The sequence below is a fragment of the Lichenibacterium minor genome, assembly GCF_004137685.1.
GTDB classification, from domain to species: domain Bacteria; phylum Pseudomonadota; class Alphaproteobacteria; order Rhizobiales; family Beijerinckiaceae; genus Lichenihabitans; species Lichenihabitans minor.
In genome coordinates this window covers 21,438-37,998 of sequence record NZ_QYBB01000031.1, presented here as the reverse complement: position 1 = coordinate 37,998, position 16,561 = coordinate 21,438, and the positions used below count along the sequence as shown (strand labels likewise).

General features: G+C 73.7%; 15 protein-coding genes. 12 read left to right on the top strand and 3 right to left on the bottom strand.

The window, feature by feature from the left end:
* The first annotated feature begins 165 nt into the window (after positions 1-165).
* The 7 genes from D3273_RS20385 to D3273_RS20355 are packed head-to-tail and all read left to right on the top strand — an operon-like array spanning position 166 to position 8,150.
* The gene (locus tag D3273_RS20385) at positions 166-1,353 is read left to right on the top strand and encodes an inositol-3-phosphate synthase (protein WP_129228737.1); all 1,188 of its coding nucleotides are present in this window, start codon (positions 166-168) and stop codon (positions 1,351-1,353) included.
* Positions 1,353-2,273, top strand: a complete 921-nt coding sequence (locus D3273_RS20380; RefSeq protein ID WP_129228736.1) for an HD domain-containing protein — start codon at positions 1,353-1,355, stop codon at positions 2,271-2,273. Before D3273_RS20385 ends, D3273_RS20380 begins: the two co-directional genes overlap by 1 nt.
* Entirely contained in the window at positions 2,270-3,427 is a 1,158-nt protein-coding gene (locus tag D3273_RS20375) for a class I SAM-dependent methyltransferase (protein ID WP_129228735.1), read from the top strand. The genes D3273_RS20380 and D3273_RS20375 overlap by 4 nt, the downstream gene beginning before the upstream one ends.
* Positions 3,427-4,449 (top strand): Gfo/Idh/MocA family protein, encoded by a 1,023-nt coding sequence (locus D3273_RS20370; protein ID WP_129228734.1) that lies wholly within the window; start codon positions 3,427-3,429, stop codon positions 4,447-4,449. Before D3273_RS20375 ends, D3273_RS20370 begins: the two co-directional genes overlap by 1 nt.
* Positions 4,446-5,984, top strand: coding sequence for a YcaO-like family protein (locus tag D3273_RS20365; RefSeq protein ID WP_129228733.1), 1,539 nt, complete (start codon positions 4,446-4,448; stop codon positions 5,982-5,984). Before D3273_RS20370 ends, D3273_RS20365 begins: the two co-directional genes overlap by 4 nt.
* A gap of 49 nt (positions 5,985-6,033) precedes the next feature.
* Positions 6,034-6,921: a sugar phosphate isomerase/epimerase family protein gene (locus D3273_RS20360; RefSeq protein ID WP_129228732.1), complete on the top strand. Its 888-nt coding sequence runs from the start codon at positions 6,034-6,036 to the stop codon at positions 6,919-6,921.
* Positions 6,918-8,150: a glycosyltransferase family 4 protein gene (locus D3273_RS20355; RefSeq protein WP_129228731.1), complete on the top strand. Its 1,233-nt coding sequence runs from the start codon at positions 6,918-6,920 to the stop codon at positions 8,148-8,150. The genes D3273_RS20360 and D3273_RS20355 overlap by 4 nt, the downstream gene beginning before the upstream one ends.
* On the opposite strand, the gene D3273_RS20350 is transcribed toward D3273_RS20355, so the two are convergent.
* The 3 genes from D3273_RS20350 to rfbA form a co-directional block, all read right to left on the bottom strand.
* Positions 8,123-8,578 (bottom strand): gamma-glutamylcyclotransferase family protein, encoded by a 456-nt coding sequence (locus D3273_RS20350; protein ID WP_165359590.1) that lies wholly within the window; start codon positions 8,576-8,578, stop codon positions 8,123-8,125. The two genes, D3273_RS20355 and D3273_RS20350, sit on opposite strands and share 28 nt — an antisense overlap.
* Before the next feature lie 249 nt (positions 8,579-8,827).
* Complete coding sequence (locus D3273_RS20345; protein WP_129228729.1) at positions 8,828-10,960, bottom strand: glycosyltransferase family 2 protein; 2,133 nt, start codon at positions 10,958-10,960, stop codon at positions 8,828-8,830.
* Between the two features lie 38 nt (positions 10,961-10,998).
* Positions 10,999-11,892, bottom strand: coding sequence for a glucose-1-phosphate thymidylyltransferase RfbA (gene rfbA / locus D3273_RS20340; protein WP_129228728.1), 894 nt, complete (start codon positions 11,890-11,892; stop codon positions 10,999-11,001).
* A gap of 334 nt (positions 11,893-12,226) precedes the next feature.
* On the opposite strand from rfbA, the gene D3273_RS20335 reads away from it, so the two are divergent.
* The 5 genes from D3273_RS20335 to D3273_RS20315 all read left to right on the top strand — a co-directional run bounded on the left by D3273_RS20335 (position 12,227) and on the right by D3273_RS20315 (position 16,553).
* Positions 12,227-13,477, top strand: a complete 1,251-nt coding sequence (locus D3273_RS20335; protein WP_245501304.1) for a sensor domain-containing diguanylate cyclase — start codon at positions 12,227-12,229, stop codon at positions 13,475-13,477.
* 101 nt (positions 13,478-13,578) lie between these two features.
* Positions 13,579-14,496: a polyphosphate kinase 2 family protein gene (locus D3273_RS20330; protein WP_129228726.1), complete on the top strand. Its 918-nt coding sequence runs from the start codon at positions 13,579-13,581 to the stop codon at positions 14,494-14,496.
* A 73-nt stretch (positions 14,497-14,569) separates the two neighbouring features.
* Positions 14,570-15,571, top strand: coding sequence for an NAD(P)H-quinone oxidoreductase (locus D3273_RS20325; protein WP_245501303.1), 1,002 nt, complete (start codon positions 14,570-14,572; stop codon positions 15,569-15,571).
* Positions 15,572-15,573: 2 nt separating this feature from the next.
* Complete coding sequence (locus D3273_RS20320; RefSeq protein ID WP_129228725.1) at positions 15,574-15,768, top strand: DUF1192 domain-containing protein; 195 nt, start codon at positions 15,574-15,576, stop codon at positions 15,766-15,768.
* A complete protein-coding gene (locus D3273_RS20315; protein WP_207210852.1) occupies positions 15,765-16,553 on the top strand; it encodes an alpha/beta hydrolase in 789 nt (262 codons plus the stop codon). The genes D3273_RS20320 and D3273_RS20315 overlap by 4 nt, the downstream gene beginning before the upstream one ends.
* Positions 16,554-16,561 lie beyond the last annotated feature (8 nt).

Sequence of the window (16,561 nt, the reverse complement as noted above, 5' to 3'; positions counted from 1 at the left end):
GTCGCAATGGGCGCAGGCGGCGCGTCCGCTAGGTGACGGAAACCGGTTCGGACCGGGCCGGCCGGGAACCGCCTCACGCGGGAAACGTTGGCCCCGACTTTACGGAAACGACGCGGGAGGCCCGAGCCATGGCCCGCGTCCGCGATAGGGGTTCTCTTGGCGAACATGGGCACAGCGCGCGGCGAGCGGCTCGGCGTGGCGATCGTGGGTCTCGGCGGTGCCGTCGCCACCACGGCGGTGGCTGGTATCGAGGCCATCAAGGCCGGTTCCAACCAGCTCGACGGGCTGCCCCTGGCGCACCTCAGCGTGGCGGGGCTCGCCGACTACAAGGACCTCGTGTTCGGCGGGTGGGACGTCAACGGCGTCGACCTCGCGGCCGCGGCCGAGGAGCACGGGGTGCTCGGCCGGGGCGAGTCGGCGGCGACCGAGACGCTGAAGGGCATGACGCCGTGGAAGGCCGTGGCGAGCCAGAAGTTCTGCAAGAACATCGTCGGCCGCAACATGACGGCGGCGGGCAGCCACCGCGAAGCCGTGGAGATGATCTCCGAAGACCTCCGCCGCTTCAAGGCCGACAACGGCCTCGACCGCGTCGTCGTGGTCAACCTCGCGTCGACGGAAGCCTGGCCCGACCTGACCCTCGACACGCTGAACAGCGTCCAGGGCTTCGAGCGCGGCCTCGACGACAGCAGCGAAGCCATCGGCCCCGCCATGCTCTACGCCTATGCCGCCATCGCGAGCGGCTGCGGCTACGGCAACTTCACGCCGAGCGTCGCCGCCGACATCCCGGCGCTCACCGCCTTCGCCAAGGACCGCAACGTCGCGGTGGCGGGCAAGGACGGCAAGACCGGCCAGACCATGATGAAGACCGTGATCGCCCCGGCGCTGAAGTCCCGCGCCCTGCACGTCGACGGCTGGTTCTCCACCAACATCCTCGGCAACCGGGACGGCTTCGCCCTCCAGGACCCGAACTCGCTCCAGTCCAAGCTCAACACCAAGGGCTGCGTGCTCGAGGACATGCTCGGCTACCCGGTCGAGGACCACCTCGTCGACATCCGCTACTACCGGCCGCGCGGCGACGACAAGGAGGCCTGGGACAACATCGACGTCACGGGTTTCCTCGGCCAGAAGATGCAGATCAAGATCAACTTCCTGTGCAAGGACTCGATCCTGGCGGCTCCGCTCGCCATCGAGATCGCCCGCGTGCTCGGCCTCGCGGGCAAGCGCGGCGACGGCGGCGTGCAGGAGCAGCTCGGCCACTTCTTCAAGGCGCCGATGACGCGGGACGGCCGCAAGCCCGAGCACGCCTTCCACGCCCAGGAAGCCATGCTCATGGATTGGCTCAACGTCGGCTGATGATCCCCGTGCAGACGACCCACGACGACGCCCCGGACGCGCTGAAGGGCCTCTTCGGGGAGATCGGCGACCTGAAGCGCGTCCGTTCGGCCGGGCGCCACGGCACGGTCGCGACGCGGCTGTTCCGCGCCGCATGGTCGGAGCTGGTGGCGGGCGCGCCCCTGCCCGAGGTGGCGCGCCGCATCACCGCGCAGGCCCTGGCGGCGGCCCGGCTCGGCGACATCGACCGCCCGCTGCTGATCGAGGCCGGCCTGCCGGCGGCCGAGGTCAACGGCGTGCTGTGCCGCGCCGTCGAGGAGATCTCGGCGCCGGTGCCCGAGCCGCTGCGCTCGGCCCTGGTGTCCGCCATCGCGGTGCCCGGGCCCGGCCGGCCGGCCGACCTCCCGCGCTTCGTGGGCCAGCTCGAGGACCAGCCCCGCGCCGGCGTGACCTGCCCGGGCCGTCCCCGGATCGTGCTGGAGCCCGCGGAAAATCACGCCGAGCATTGCCTCGTGGTGGCGGTCTACGGCGTGATCCTGGCGCCCCGCTACGGCGCCGACCCCGCCACCGTGTTCCTGGCCGCGCTGGCGCATCATTTCCACAACGCCGGCATGCCCGACTCGGGCTTCACCGGCGAAATGCTGCTCGGCGACCACCTCGGCCCGGTGATGCAGCATTTCGTCGACGATGCGCTCGGGTCGCTGGAGCCCGGCCTGCGCCGCCGCGTCGCCGAAGCGCGCGAATGCCTGGCCGACGCCGAAACGCCCGAAGGCCGGGCGTTCCATGCCGCGGACGTCGTCGACCGCGTGATGGAGATCGCCCAGCACCTGCGCTCGGCGTCGCTCACCATGGACGTCGTGCTGGGCGACATGGCCCTGGTCCACGACGGGCCGGTGAAGCCCTTCCACGACCGCGTGCTCGCCGAGATGCGCATCCCGTGACGGCGGACTGGAGCGGGCTTCTGTCGCCCGTCACCGGCGCGGCGCTCGTCCCCGACGGGCCGCACGCGCTGCGCGAGCCGGACGGGAAGCGTTGGCCCGTCGTCGACGGCATCCCCTTCCTCCGCACGGGCCGCGACGCCCTGTCGGCCCATGCGCTGGAGCGGCTCGACGCCGGCGACCGCGCGGGCGCGCTGGCGGCGCTGCTGGGCGACCAGGACGATTGGTGGACCGGCCCGGCGCCGGACCCCGCCGACCTCGCGCGCCTCGCCGCCGGGGCGGACAGCCTGACGCTGCGCGACGCCATGGGCCTGCTCGGCTTCGGCCGCGTCGGCGATTACTTCGCCCATCGCTGGAGCGACCCGACCTACCTCGCCGGCCTGGCGCTGATCGAGGCGCATCGGGGCGAGATCGGCCGCTGCTTCGAACTCGCCTGCGGCATCGGCCATTACGGGCGCGAGTTCATCCGCCGCGGCGCCGCCTATGCCGGTGCCGATGTCGTCTTCGCCAAGCTGTGGCTCGCCCGGCACTGGGTGGTGGGGCCGGACGCGCGCCTCGTCTGCTTCGACGCGGCTTCGCCCTGGCCGGTCGCGGACGGCGGCTTCGACCTCGTCCTGTGCCAGGATGCCTTCTACTTCCTCGAGCCCAAGGACGAAGTGCTCGCGCGGCTGCGCGGGCTCGCCGCCGCCGGCGGGTGGCTGGCGGTGGGGCACGTCCACAACCGCGAAGCGGAGAACTATTCGGCCGGCCGCGCCGTGACGGCGGACGAGATCGCGGCGCGCTTCCCGGACGGCGTCGTCTACGACGACGGGGAGCTGACGCGGGCGCTGCAGGACGCGCGCGCTCCCGTGCCGCGGGCGCCGGGCGAGCTCCGGCACGTCGAAGCATTCGCGGTGGCGGCGGGCCCGGGGCTGCGGCGGCGGCCGCGGGCGCTGGACGCCGGCTTCGCGATGCCGCCCCAGGGCGCGGCGCTGCGGGCCAACCCGCTCTACGACGCGGGCGCGCCGCCGCGCATCCGCTTCCCGTCCGAGCGCTACGCCGCCGAATACGGCCCCCTCGCCACCTACCCGGCGACCTTCGCCGAGCCCGCCGACGCCGCGGCCCGCGCCGGCGCCGCCCGGCGCCGCGCCCTCGTCGACCTTCCGGAGCGCTGGTGATGGAACCCGTCCGCTGGGGCATCGCGGGTTTCGGCTGGGTGGCGCGCGACTTCACGGCGCCCGCCATGCTGGCCGCGGGCGACCGCCTCGCCGCCGTCTGCGATCCCGATCCCGCGGCCCGGGCCCACGCGACCGCGCTCGGCGCCGCCGCCCACGCCACGGTGGAGGAGCTCGCCGCCGACCCCGCCGTCGAAGCCGTCTACGTGGCGACGCCGAACCACCTGCACCGGCCGATGGTCGAAGCGCTCGCCCGCGCCGGAAAGGCCGTCCTGTGCGAGAAGCCGCTCGCCCACACGCTCGACGATGCGGCCGCCCTCATCGCCGCCGTCGAGCGGGAGGGCATCCTCTACGGCACGGCCTTCGACCAGCGCCATCACCCCGCCCACGTGGCGATGCGCGACGCCGTCCGGGCCGGCCGGCTCGGCACCGTCACGGCGGTCCGCATCGTCTACGCCTGCTGGCTCGGCTCGGACTGGTCGGCCGGCTCCGGCGGCGACAACTGGCGGGTCGACGCCGCCAAGGCCGGCGGCGGCGCCCTGATGGACCTCGCCCCGCACGGGCTCGACCTCGCCGGCTTCCTGCTCGGCGAGCCGCTCGCCGCCGTCGCCGCCATGACGCAGAGCCGCGTGCAGGACTATGCGGTCGACGACGGCGCCATGCTGATGGGCGCGACCGCGTCGGGCGCGCTGGCGCAGCTGCACGTCGCCTACAACCATCCGGAAACGCTGCCGCGCCGCCGCCTGGAGGTGGTCGGCACCGGCGGCCTGATGGCGGCGGAGAACACCATGGGCCAGGACGCCGGCGGCAGCCTGACCTTCACCGACGCCGCGACGGGCCGAACCGAGCCGGTGCCCTTCGACGGCGCGCTGTCGCCCTTCCTCGCGCAGGTGCGCGCCTTCGGGCACGCGCTCCGCTCGGGCGACCGTTCCGCCTTCTCGGGCGCGCGCGACCTCGCCACCATGCGCCTCCTCGACGCCGCCTACCGATCGGCGGCGGCCCACACCACCGCGAGCTTCCCATGAACAACCTGCCGGCCGACCTCCCCGAGGCGGCCCGACGCTACATCGAAGCCCTGCCCGCGGGCCGCTTCGCCGGCTTCTCGATGACGCCGCTCGACGGCACGGGCGTGCCGGCCTGGATGGTCGGGCTGTTCCTCGATTCTTCGCTGGACCTGCGCGGCGCCATGCCGTCCGGCTACGGCTACGGCACGACGGACGCCCAGGCGATCATCGGCGCCGTGGCGGAGATCGCCGAGATGATCTGCCCGACGCTGCGGCTGCGCGACGAGCCGCGCCGGATCGACAGCTACGACACGCTGGCGCGCGAGTTCGGCCGCGACCGCGTGGCCGACCCGCTGACGCTGGGGCTGCCGGCCGGCAGCCCGGTGACGCGCGCCACCCCCCTCGCCTGGATCGAGGCCACCCGGGCCCGCAACGGCGAGCGCGTGTGGGTGCCGATGGACGTGGCCGCCTGCGACTTCTTCGAGCTGCCACCGGGCTACCAGCCGTTCACGACGCTGATCACCAACGGGCTGGGCGCGGGCCCGGACGTGGACTGGGCGGTCGGCCACGGGCTCCTCGAATGCCTGCAGCGCGACGGCAACGGCCTGCTGTTCCGCGCCCTGGACCAGGGCGTGGTGCTCGACCTCGAGGGGGCCGACGTCGGCGAGGACGCCCGCGCGCTCCTCGCCAAGCTCGACGGCCTCGGCATCGAGGTCCTGCCCAAGTTCGCCACCGACGAGTTCGGCCTGACCAACCTTTACGTGGTGGGCTACGACCGCGGGACGCCCCGCGTCCCCATCATGCTGTCCGCCTGCGGCGAGGCCTGCGATCCGGACCCGCGCCGCGCCCTGCACAAGGCGCTGCTGGAGTTCTGCTCGGCGCGCGTGCGCAAGACCTACGGCCACGGCCCCATGGGGGAAGCGCTTTCGGTGGCGCCCCCCGGCTACGTCGACGACTTCGTCCGCACCGCGCTGCCCAGCCTGGAGCTGGAAGAAAGCCGCGCGTTGCGGGCCATGATGGACTGGACCGACATGGGTGCGGCCGACCTCAAGCGCGCGCTCGACGGCTCCGTCTTCTCCGTGCGGTCGAAGAAGCCCTTCCGAGAGCTGCCCGGCGCCGACCGGCCCCCCTCGTCCGAGCCCTCGGACACGCGCTCCCGCGGTCGCATCGCCCGCGAGCGGCTCGAAGCGGCGGGCTTCGACGTGCTCTACGTCGATTGTTCGCCGCGGGACGGCTCCGTCGGCGTGGTCAAGGTCATCGTGCCGAACCTAGAGGTCGAAACGATGAGCTACTACCGCATCGGCGAACGCAACACCCGCAAGCTGCTGGAGCGCGGCTCGCCGCTGATCGTGTTCGGCGACGAGACGGACACGCGCCGCCCCGTGCGGCTGGCGCCCGAAGCCGCGGAGCGGCTGGCACCGCTGACCGGCGGTCGGGCGCCGCTGTTCGACACCGCCGAAGCCGACCGCATCGTCGGGCCCCTGTACCCGCTCTACCGCGAGCCCGAAGCGCACCACGTCGCCTACCGGTTGGCGGCGCGGGCCGCGGTGGCCTGACGACGATGGCCCGCGCCTGTCCCGTCCACCCCACGCCGGGGAGCCCGCCATGACCCTCCGCTTCGCCTACAACACCAACGGCACGGGCTCGCACCGGCTCGACGACGCCCTGATGATCATGGCCGAGACCGGCTACAGCGGCGTGGCCCTGACGCTCGACCACAACCACTTCGACCCCTTCGCCGCCACCTGGGAAGCCGACGCGAAGAAGCTCGCGCAGCGGCTGCGCGGGTTGGGGTTCGGCTCGGTGATCGAGACCGGCGCCCGCTACCTGCTCGACCCCCGCTCCAAGCACGAGCCGACGCTGGTCACGGCGGACCCGGCCGGCCGGGCGCGGCGCATCGCCTTCCTGCACCGCGCCATCGACGTCGGCGCGATCCTGGGCTCGGAGGCCGTGTCGTTCTGGGCCGGGGTGCCGAAGCCGGGCATCGACCCCGACGAGGCGCGGGACTGGCTGCGGGCCGGGCTCGAACAGGTCGTCGGCTACGCGGGCCGGCGCGGCGTCGTGGCGGCGCTGGAGCCCGAACCCGGCATGCTGGTCGAAACCGTCGACGACTACCGCGACGTCGCGGCGGGCATCCCCGGGCTGAAGCTCGCCCTCGACACCGGCCACCTCCTCGTCACCGGCGAGCGCGATCCCGCCGCCGCGGTCGCCGAGTTCGCGGACCGGCTCGGCACCGTCAGCATCGAGGACATGCGCCGCGGCGAGCACGTCCACCTGCCCTTCGGCGAAGGCGACATGGACGTGCCCGCCGTCCTGGCCGCGCTCGACGCCGCATCGTTCGGCGGCCTCGTCTGCGTGGAACTGTCGCGCGACGGACACCGCGCCGACCTGATGATCCCGCAGGCCTTCTCCTATCTCAGCCTGTGCCGGGGCAACGTCCGCGCGGCGCCGAGCGCGGGCGAACCCGCCGGGCGGGAGGATCTCCACCGATGAGGGTCTGCTTCGTATCGCGGCGCTTCTTCCCCGCCATCTCGGGAATGAGCGTCTACGCCGTGAACCTGTTGCGCGAGCTCGTCCGCGCCGGGCACGACGTCACCATGGTGAGCCAGTACCGCGGCGACGCGTTCGGGACGCGGGTCTACGGCGGCGGCCCGCCGCCGGCCGTGCCGGGCGTGCGCGTCATCGGCCTTGAACAGCTCGGCGAACAGACCAGCGGCGACTTCGAGCGCGACATCGACACGATGGTCGACACGATCGCGGCCGAACACGCCGCGATGCCCTTCGACCTGCTCCACGCCCAATACGGCTATCCGACCGGCTGGGCGACCCTCCTCGCCGCCCGCAGGCTGGGGCTCCCCTGCGTGGTGTCGATCCAGGGCGGGGACGGTCACTGGGTCGGCTCCTGCTGCGAAACCCACCGCCGCGCCATGGTGGACGTGCTGAACCACGCCAACGCGCTGCTGATCGGCGGGGAAAGCTTTATCGACGAGGTGACGGAACGGCTCGGCACGCGCCGCGACCGGTTCACCGTGGTGCCGGGCGCGGTCGACACCGAGCGCTTCCGCCCCGCCGACGAAGCCCGGGTGGGCGACGCCGCCGACCCCGTGCGGTTCCTGTACCACGGCCGCGTCGATCGCCGGAAAGGCGCCCTCGACTTCCTCGACGCGCTGGGCATCCTGCGCGACCGCGGGCTGCCGTTCCGCGGCATCGTGTCCGGCATCGGCCCTGACGTCGACCCCTGCCGCGAGCGGGTGGCGGCGCTGCGGCTCGACGACCGTGTCGCCTTCACCGGCTACGCCGACTACGAGGCCGTGCCGGACTTGTACCGGAACGCCGACGTCTTCGCGTCCCCCACCTACATGGAGGGTTTCTCCAACACCATCCTGGAAGCCATGGCGTCGGGGCTGCCCAACGTGTCCTGCCGGGCCGTGGGCGTAATCGACTGCCTGCGGGACGGCGAGAACGGCATCCTGACCGAGCCCGGCGACGTCGTGGCCCACGCCGACGCGCTGGCCGCCATGATCCTCGACCCCGCCCTGCGCCGCCGCATCGCGGCGGCCGGGCTGGAGGAATGCCGCCGCGTGTATTCGTGGAGCGCGGTCGGCGCCCGCATCATGGACGTCTACGCCCGCGTGGTGCGGGAGAAGCCCGATACGGACTTCGACCCCGAACTGCCCTATTCGCCGGAATGCCGCTACCGGGCCGAGCCGCACCTGCTGTAGGGGGACGGGCCTTCCCCGGCCGATCCCGCCGCGAGCAGGACCGGCGCGTCGTCGATCCCGAAGTCGCGGCACCCTTCGCGGACGATCGCGAGATAGCCGGGCTCGGGCGCCGCCGCGTGGCTCGCCGCCATGCGGTAGACCAGCGCCTCGACGTCCTCCGGCGCGCCCTCGGGGCGGACCGGGAGCGTCACCCGCCGGTACAGGCCCGCGTCCACGTCCTCGTAATCGTCGAGCGCGGCGAGGCACGCCGGGGTGATGCGCCACAGGGCACCCGCGACGGACCAGCCGGGGCGGGGCTCGACGTCGGCCCACGAGCGGAACAGAAGCGCGTGGCCGAGGAGCGCGGCCCGGCCGAGCGGCACCGCCGCCGGGCAGCGCGACCCCATGCCGGCGCGCTGGAGGTTCGATCCGTAGGCGAAGTAGAGCATGGGGGGGCCCGGGGCGGGACGCGGTGCCGATGTCATCGCACGGCAGCCGAGGTTGCGACCAGCGCGACGCGGGCCGCCCCTCGGACCGGCCGTCGGGAGTGCCGACGCATGTCCGACGGGTCACGCCGCACCGGCGGCGGCGCTTGCCGGCGGTCGGTTCCCGACCGCTTCGCGGTGGGGCGGGCGGCTTCGCCCGGGCGCCGCGACGGACGGTGATGCAGGACCCGGCCGGTTCAGCCGGGCCGCGCATCACTGCACCCGCGTGCTCCCGTCCTCCGCGTCCACCGTCAGGTTCGGGGAGCCGTAGGGGTCGTCGAGCAGCCGTTCGCCCCACTTCTCCCGAAGCGCCGCGACCTCGCGGTTGAAGCGCTCAGCCGTCTTCGGGCTCAGGTCACGGCCCCGGCTGAGGCTTTCGTGGTGGACCATCTCGGCGAAGGGCGTCCACAGGTTGCGATAGCCCGCGGTCGCGACCTTGAGGCAGAAGTCCACGTCGTTGTAGCCGACCGCGAAGCGCGCCTCGTCGAGCCCGCCGACCTCCTCGTAGACGGCCCGTTTCACCACCAGGCAGGCGGCCGTCACGGCCGACACCTCGTTGACGGTGACGAGGTCGTCGCGCCCGCCCCGGTCGGCCTTGCCGGCACGCTTGTGGCGGTGGCCGGCCGCCCCCGCCACGCCGACGACGACGCCGCCGTGCTGCAGCCGGCCGTCCGGGTACCACAGCTTGGCGCCCACGCACCCGATGCCGGGCTGCGCCGCCCAGCCGGCCATCTCCTCCAGCCAATGGGCGTCCGTCACCTCGACGTCGTTGTTGACGAGGCCGAGCAGCGTGCCCTTGGCGGTCCTGGCGGCGGCGTTGTTGAGCCGCGCGTAGTTGAAGGGGCCGGGGTCGCGCAGCACCCGGACGCGCGGCTCCGCGGCCCAGCTGTCGAAGAGCTTGAACGTGTCGTCCTCGACCGATCCGTTGTCCACCACCACGATCTCGAAGCGGCGATACGCGGTCTTGGCGAGGATGCTGCCCACCGACACGCGCAGGAGGTCGGCGCGGTCGCGCGTCGGGACGATCAGGGTGACGAGCGGGTTCTCGTCGAAGGCGAAGGCGATGCGGGGATCGGGCGAGCGCGGGTCCGACAGGACGCGGGCGTCCGCGCCGCGCCGGTGGAGCGCGCGCCGGATCGCCTCCTTGCGGGCTTCAGCGGCGGGGGGAGCGGCGGGGCCGGCGCCGTGCGACAGCACCTGGGCGACGTGGAGCACGTCGCGCGGCTCGAACCCTTCGCCGAGCCGCAGCATCAGGTCGTGGCGCCACGCCGCGACGCCGTAGTCCGCGGCGCCGTCCGCGGCCGACAGCCCGGCAGCGCGCAGGCTCGCCATCGCGATGCAGCAGGGGTCGCCGACGGCGTTCGAGCTGAGCAGCCGCGCCGGCGACCAGGCGGGCTTGAACTGGGGCGACGAGCGGGCGCCGTCGGGGGCGATGCGGTCCTCGTCGGCATAGACGAGCTTGGCCTCCGGGTGCCGGCCGATGGCCAGCGCCAGCGTCAGCAGCGCGTGGGCGCGGAGGCGGGTGCCGGGGCGCGGCAGCAGCGCGAAGGTGCCCTGCGCCCCGGCCAGAGCGGCGTCGGGATCGGCCGGATCGTAGCGGCGCAGCCGCGCGCGGTCGGGCGCCGGGGCGCCGTCCGGCACCAGCAGCTCCCAATCCGGATAGATCTGGGCGTCGAGGCTGGCGGCGAGCCCGTCGAGCGCCGGGCCGTCGAGGTCCGGCCCCGCCACGACGGTGAAGACGGGCCGCCGCGCCAGCGCGGACGAGCGGGCGCGATGGAAGGCGGCTTCCGCCTCCGGCCGCTCGTCGAAGCGCTCGCGCCACAGCGCATACGCGCCGTCCGGGCTGCGGACCTCCGTCGACACGGGGATCACGGTGCGGCCGGACCGGCTCAACTGCACGGCGAAGCGGGCGAGGCGCCACGGAAACGAGCGCGGGTCGCCGCGCAGCACCGCCGCGGCGCGGCGGACCAGCGCCCGGCGCCGTTCCCACGGCGGCACCGGGCGGAACTCCAGGACGGCGGGCGCGGCCAGGTCGGCCGAACCCGACACCGCGACGGCGATCCCGAGCAACGGGCGGGACGGCCGCACCATGCCGAAGAACACGTTGCGGCCGGTCTTGGCCAGGTGCTGGACGAGTTCGGTGCCGTCGTCGAACCGGAATGCCAGGCGCGCGTCGACGACCCCCGGCCCGTCGTAGCGCAGCGTCAGCGCCGACCAGCCGACCGGATGCGCGGGCGCGAAGTCGCGCACGAGCCGCAGCCCCGGCTCGGGGTGGCGCAGCGTCGGGGGTTCGACCCCGGGCGGCCGCGCCGGGGCGGGCTCGACGCGCCAGCCGGGCGGCAACACGGGTGCGCCGCCGGGGGACGGCAGGGTCGAAGCCCCGCTCAGACGCGAGCGCTTTCGGCCGGGCCCCGCTCGGCCAGCACCCTGAACAGGTACTGCCCGTAGGTGCTCTTCTTCAAGCGCTCGGCCTGTTCGAGGAAGAGCCGCTCGTCGATCCAGTTCTGGCTCAGCGCGATCTCCTCCGGGCAGGCGATGCGGAAGCCCTGGCGCTTCTCGAACACGCGGACGAACTCGCCCGCTTCCAGCAGGCTGTCGGGCGTGCCGGTGTCGAGCCAGGCGAAGCCGCGCCCCATGCGCTCGACGCGCAGAGCGCCGCGTTCGAGGTAGACGCGGTTGAGGTCGGTGATCTCGAGCTCGCCGCGGGGCGAGGGCTTCAGCGCGCGGGCGATCTCGACCACCTCGGCGTCGTAGAAATACAGCCCCGTCACGGCCCAGCTGGTCTTGGGCTCGGCGGGCTTCTCCTCGATCGACACCGCGATGCCGCGGTCGTCGAAGTCCACCACGCCGTAACGCTCGGGATCGGTGACGTGGTAGGCGAACACGGTGGCGCCTTCCGTGCGGGCCGCGGCCGGGCGCATCATCTCGGGCAGGCCGTGGCCGTAGAAGACGTTGTCGCCGAGGATCAGCGAGCAGGGCTGGTCGCCCACGAAGTCCGCCCCGATGAGGAACGCCTGCGCGAGCCCGTCCGGCGAAGGCTGCACGGCGTAGGACAGTTCCAGGCCCCACTGGGACCCGTCGCCGAGGAGATCGCGGAACTGCGGCAGGTCGCGCGGGGTCGAGATGATGAGGATTTCCCGGATGCCGGCCAGCATGAGCGTCGACAGCGGGTAGAAGATCATCGGCTTGTCGTAGATCGGCAGCATCTGCTTCGACACCACATGCGTCATGGGGTGAAGACGCGTGCCGCTTCCGCCCGCCAGGATGATGCCGCGCATGTCGCCTCGTCTTCGCTCGCGCGCCGCATGGCGCCAAGGCGCCGCCTTAGCGCCCTCCCCCGGCCAGGGCAAGGCCGGTCTCGGCGCGAGGCGGGGCGAAAGGGCGGTGCGGGTCCCTTGCAGGGCCCGCGCGCCGTCGGCGACGAGCGCATCGGATGGTTCGAGGAAAAGGAGACTTAACACCTGCCGTGACATGCTGAGCCCGGGCGGTGTCCCCCGACCGACGGGCGCGTCCGTGCCGGCCGCCGAGGTGGCGCGCCGCGGGGTCGCCCATCCCGCGCGGAGCGCCCGGGGGAGGAAAGGCGAGGCAGACAGGATGCTCAACGTGCCTGACATGACCGAGCCGGGCGCGGCCGCCCCGCCCGACCGGATCGACGGCGCCGATGTCGCCCACCTCGGGCCGCTGCTCGGCTTCGCGCCCACCGTGGAACGGCTGTTCGACATCGAAACCCGAGGAGAACGGGTCGAACACCTCCGCGTGGCGATCCCGGTCGGGCTCTTCTTCTACAACGCCTACCTCGTCACCGACGCGGTGCTCCTCCCGGACGTGATCGTGGTCGGCATCTGCCTCCACCTCCTCGTCATCCTGCCGATCGCACTGGTGGTGTGCTGGCTGGTGTCCCGCATTTCGGCGGTGCTGCGCGAGCGGCTCCTGCTCGTCGCCATGATGGGCGTCTTCGCCGTCCCGCTGTTCACCTTCTGGGCGTCGTCGGCACCGAACGCGACCTACACGATGCCGGAACTGTACCTCGTGCTGGTGTACGGGGGCATGACGCTGCAGTTGCGCTTTCCCCACATGGCCGCCTTCACGGCTTTCGCGCTGGCGGCGACCTGGGCGGCCCTGGTGCAGAGGCCGGACCTGTCGCCGGCGGTCCTGGGGGCGTTGATGTTCCAGGCCGCCACGGGCTGCGCCTTCGCGTTCTACGGCAGCTATCGCGCCGAGCTGAGCCGCCGCCGCGCCTACCTGCGCGCGCTGCGCGAGATCGTCCGGTCGGACGGGCTCGAGGCGGACCGCACGCTGCTCCTCGGGCTGTCCAGCACCGATCCGCTGACCGGGCTCCCCAACCGGCGGGCCTTCGACGCGGCCCTGGAGGCGGCCCTGGACGCCGGCCTGCAGGGCGCCGACACCGGGCCGATCGCCCTCCTGATGATCGACGTCGACCATTTCAAGCGCTTCAACGACACCTACGGCCACGTCGCCGGAGACTGCTGCCTGCGGGCGGTGGCGACGTCGCTGGTGCCGCGCATCCCGGGGGCGACGGCGGCGCGCTACGGCGGCGAAGAGTTCCCCGTGGTGCTGCCGGGGTTCGGCCGCGCTTCGGCCCTGGCCGCCGCGGAGGCGCTGAGGGCGGGTGTGGAAGCGCTGGCGCTCGAACACGCGGGCCGATCCGACGGCATCGCCGTCGTTTCCGTCAGCATCGGGGTAGCGGTCGCCGAGGCGGGCGCGGCCATGGGGGCCACCACCTTGACGGCGGAAGCCGACGCGGCGCTCTACAGCGTCAAGCGGCAGGGCCGCAACCGGTGTGCGGTCTACGAGGGCCGGTTCGGCGAGGGCCGGAGCCGCCTCCCGGCTGCCGCGGCGTGATGCGAACCGCGGCCGAACTGCGACGGGCCGGGCCGCCCGTAGCGTCCGCGCCGCCCGCGTGACATCCTGGCGGCCCGACCCCGCCGGAGCGTTCCCCCGACATGGCCCACGATTCCGACGACGCGCCCGTCAGCCCGGACGACATTCGCGACCTCGTCGCGCGCTGCCGCGTTTCGTCCGGCAAGCATTTCAGGCTCGCCCGCCACGCCACCGGCAACCCGGTGCCGGACCTGCTCGACAAGGCGAAGGGCCAGGCGCTGCTGAAGCGCGGCATCGCCGAACTGTCGGGCCTTCAGGAAACCCTTTACGCCAGCTCGACGTGGTCGCTGCTGCTCGTGTTCCAGGCCATGGACGCGGCGGGCAAGGATTCCACCATCAAGCACGTGATGACGGGGGTGAACCCGCAGGGCGTCGCCGTGACGTCCTTCAAGCAGCCGGGCCCCGAGGACCTCGCCCACGACTTCCTGTGGCGGGTCACCCGGGCCCTGCCGGCCCGCGGTACCATCGGCATCTTCAACCGCTCGCACTACGAAGAGGTGCTGGTCGCCCGCGTCCATCCCGAGATCCTCGCAGCCCAGCGCCTGCCGCCGCCGCTGACGGGCGGCAAGGGCTTCTGGGACGACCGGCTGCAGGACATCGCGGGCTTCGAGCGCCACCTCGGCCGCTCGGGGACGCGGGTGCTGAAGTTCTTCCTCCACGTCGGCCGCGACGAGCAGAAGAGCCGCTTCCTCGACCGGCTCGACGAGCCCGACAAGAATTGGAAGTTCAGCCCGTCGGACCTGAAGGAACGCAGCCGCTGGGACGACTACATGGCGGCCTACGAGGAGGCGATCGCCGCGACCGCAACCGCGGACGCGCCGTGGTTCGTGGTTCCGGCCGACCACAAATGGCTGATGCGGCTCATCGTGGTGGCGGCCGTGGTCGAGGCGCTTCGCGACCTCGACCTCCAGGCGCCCGTCGTGTCCGACGCCGTCGAGGCGAGCTTCGCCGAGGCCCGGGCGGCGCTGGAAGCCGAGTGACGCCGGCGGTCGGCCCGGGAGCCTTCCCTCCGGCACGCGCCGCCCCCACCTCCCGGCCCATGAGGAGACCAGCATGACGACCCCCGACACCATGACCGCCATCGCGATCTCGGAGCCCGGCGGCGCCGAGGTCCTGCGGCCGGACACGCGGCCCGTGCCGCGGCCGCGGGCCGGCGAGGTGCTGATCCGGGTGGCCGCCGCGGGGGTGAACCGGCCCGACGTCCTGCAGCGCTCCGGCCACTACGCCCCGCCGCCCGGCGCTTCCGACCTGCCGGGCCTCGAAGTCGCCGGCGACGTCGTGGCGCTCGGCGAGGGCGCGGCGCGGTTCCGGGTCGGCGACAGGGTCTGCGCCCTGGTGCCGGGCGGCGGCTACGCCCCGTTCGTCGCCACGCCCGAGCCGCAGGTCCTGCCGATCCCGGGCACGCTGTCGATGATCGAGGCGGCGGGGCTGCCCGAGAACTACTTCACCGTCTGGGTCAACGTGTTCGACCACGGCGCCCTGAAGCCGGGCGAAACCCTGCTGGTGCACGGCGGCACGTCGGGCATCGGCACCACCGCGATCCAGCTCGGCAAGGCCTTCGGGGCCGCTGTGCTGGCGACGGCGGGCAGCCCCGCCAAATGCGACGCCGTGCGGGCGCTCGGGGCCGACCGCGCCATCGACTACCGCGCCGAGGACTTCGTCAGCGTCGCGAAGGCGTTCACCGCCGGCCGCGGCGTCGACGTCATCCTCGACATGGTGGGCGGCGCCTACGTGGAGCGGAACTACGCGGCCGCCGCAGACCGAGGCCGCATCGTGCAGATCGCCTTCCTGGGCGGGGCGAAGGCCGAGGTGAACTTTTCGGCCCTGATGGTGAAGCGCCTCGTCCACACCGGCTCGACGCTGCGGCCCCGCACGGTGGCCGAGAAGGGCGCCATCGCGCGCGCCCTGGAGGACAGGGTGTGGCCGCTGCTCGCCGCGGGCTCCGTGAAGCCCCTGATCGACCGCGTGTTCCCCCTGGCCGAGGCCGCCGACGCCCACCGATGGATGGAGCGGGGCGACCACGTGGGGAAGATCATGCTGCGGGTGGACGGCTGACGATGGCGCGCGACGACGACCCGGACCGCCCCGCCCCCAGGCCGCGGCACGCCGTCGGCGAACCGCTCGACGCCCTGTCGGTCGACGAGTTGCGGCTGCGCATCGCTCTGCTGGAGGCCGAGATCGCGCGGCTGGACGCCGAGATCGGCTCCAAGCAGGCGTCGCGGAGCGCCGCCGACGCGGTGTTCAAGCGGTGAAGCCCCTCCTCGCCGTGCTGGCCGGCGCGGCGCTGGCCGCCGCCGGCCTGCCCGCGGTGGCGCTCGCCGCGTCCCTCGCCCCGCCGGCCGTGTGGCACCCGGCCGTGCTCGACGTCTCCGTGCCGGGCGGCGGCGCGGAGCACGCCCTGCTGCTCCGGCCCGCCAAGCCTCGCGGCACGCTGGTGATGTTGCCCGGTGGCAGCGGCGACGTCGGCCTGTCCCCGGATGGCCGGATCGACCGCGCCGACAACGTGGTGATCCGCACGGCGCCGCTGTGGCTGGCGCGGGGCTGGGCGCTGCTGATCCCCGACGCGCCCGTCAACCTGCGCGGCACCCGGGCCTCGCCGGGCTACGCCGCCACGGTGGCGGCCCTTGTGGCCGAAGCCCACCGCGCCGTCCCGGGACCCGTCGCCCTGGTCGGCACGAGCCAGGGGGCCATCGCGGCGGTCAACGGCGCCGCCCACGCGCCGGACGTGGCGGGCCTCGTGCTGCTCGAAGCCGTGTCGCGCAGGGGCGGCAGCGGTGAAACCGTTTTCGACGCCGATCCCGCCGCCGTGACGGCGCCCGTTCTGGTGGTCGCCGACGCGGCCGACCGCTGCGCCGTCACGCCGCCGGGGGACGCGGACCGGGTCGCCGCGGCCTTCACGGGCTCGCGCCGCGCCGAGGTCCTGCGGGTCGACGGGGGGCCGGCCGGCGGGCGCGCCTGCGGGTCGCTGTCGCCGCACGGCTACCGCGGCATCGAGCCCGCGGTGGTGGACGGCGTGTCGGGGTGGCTGGACCGGTGAGCGGGACC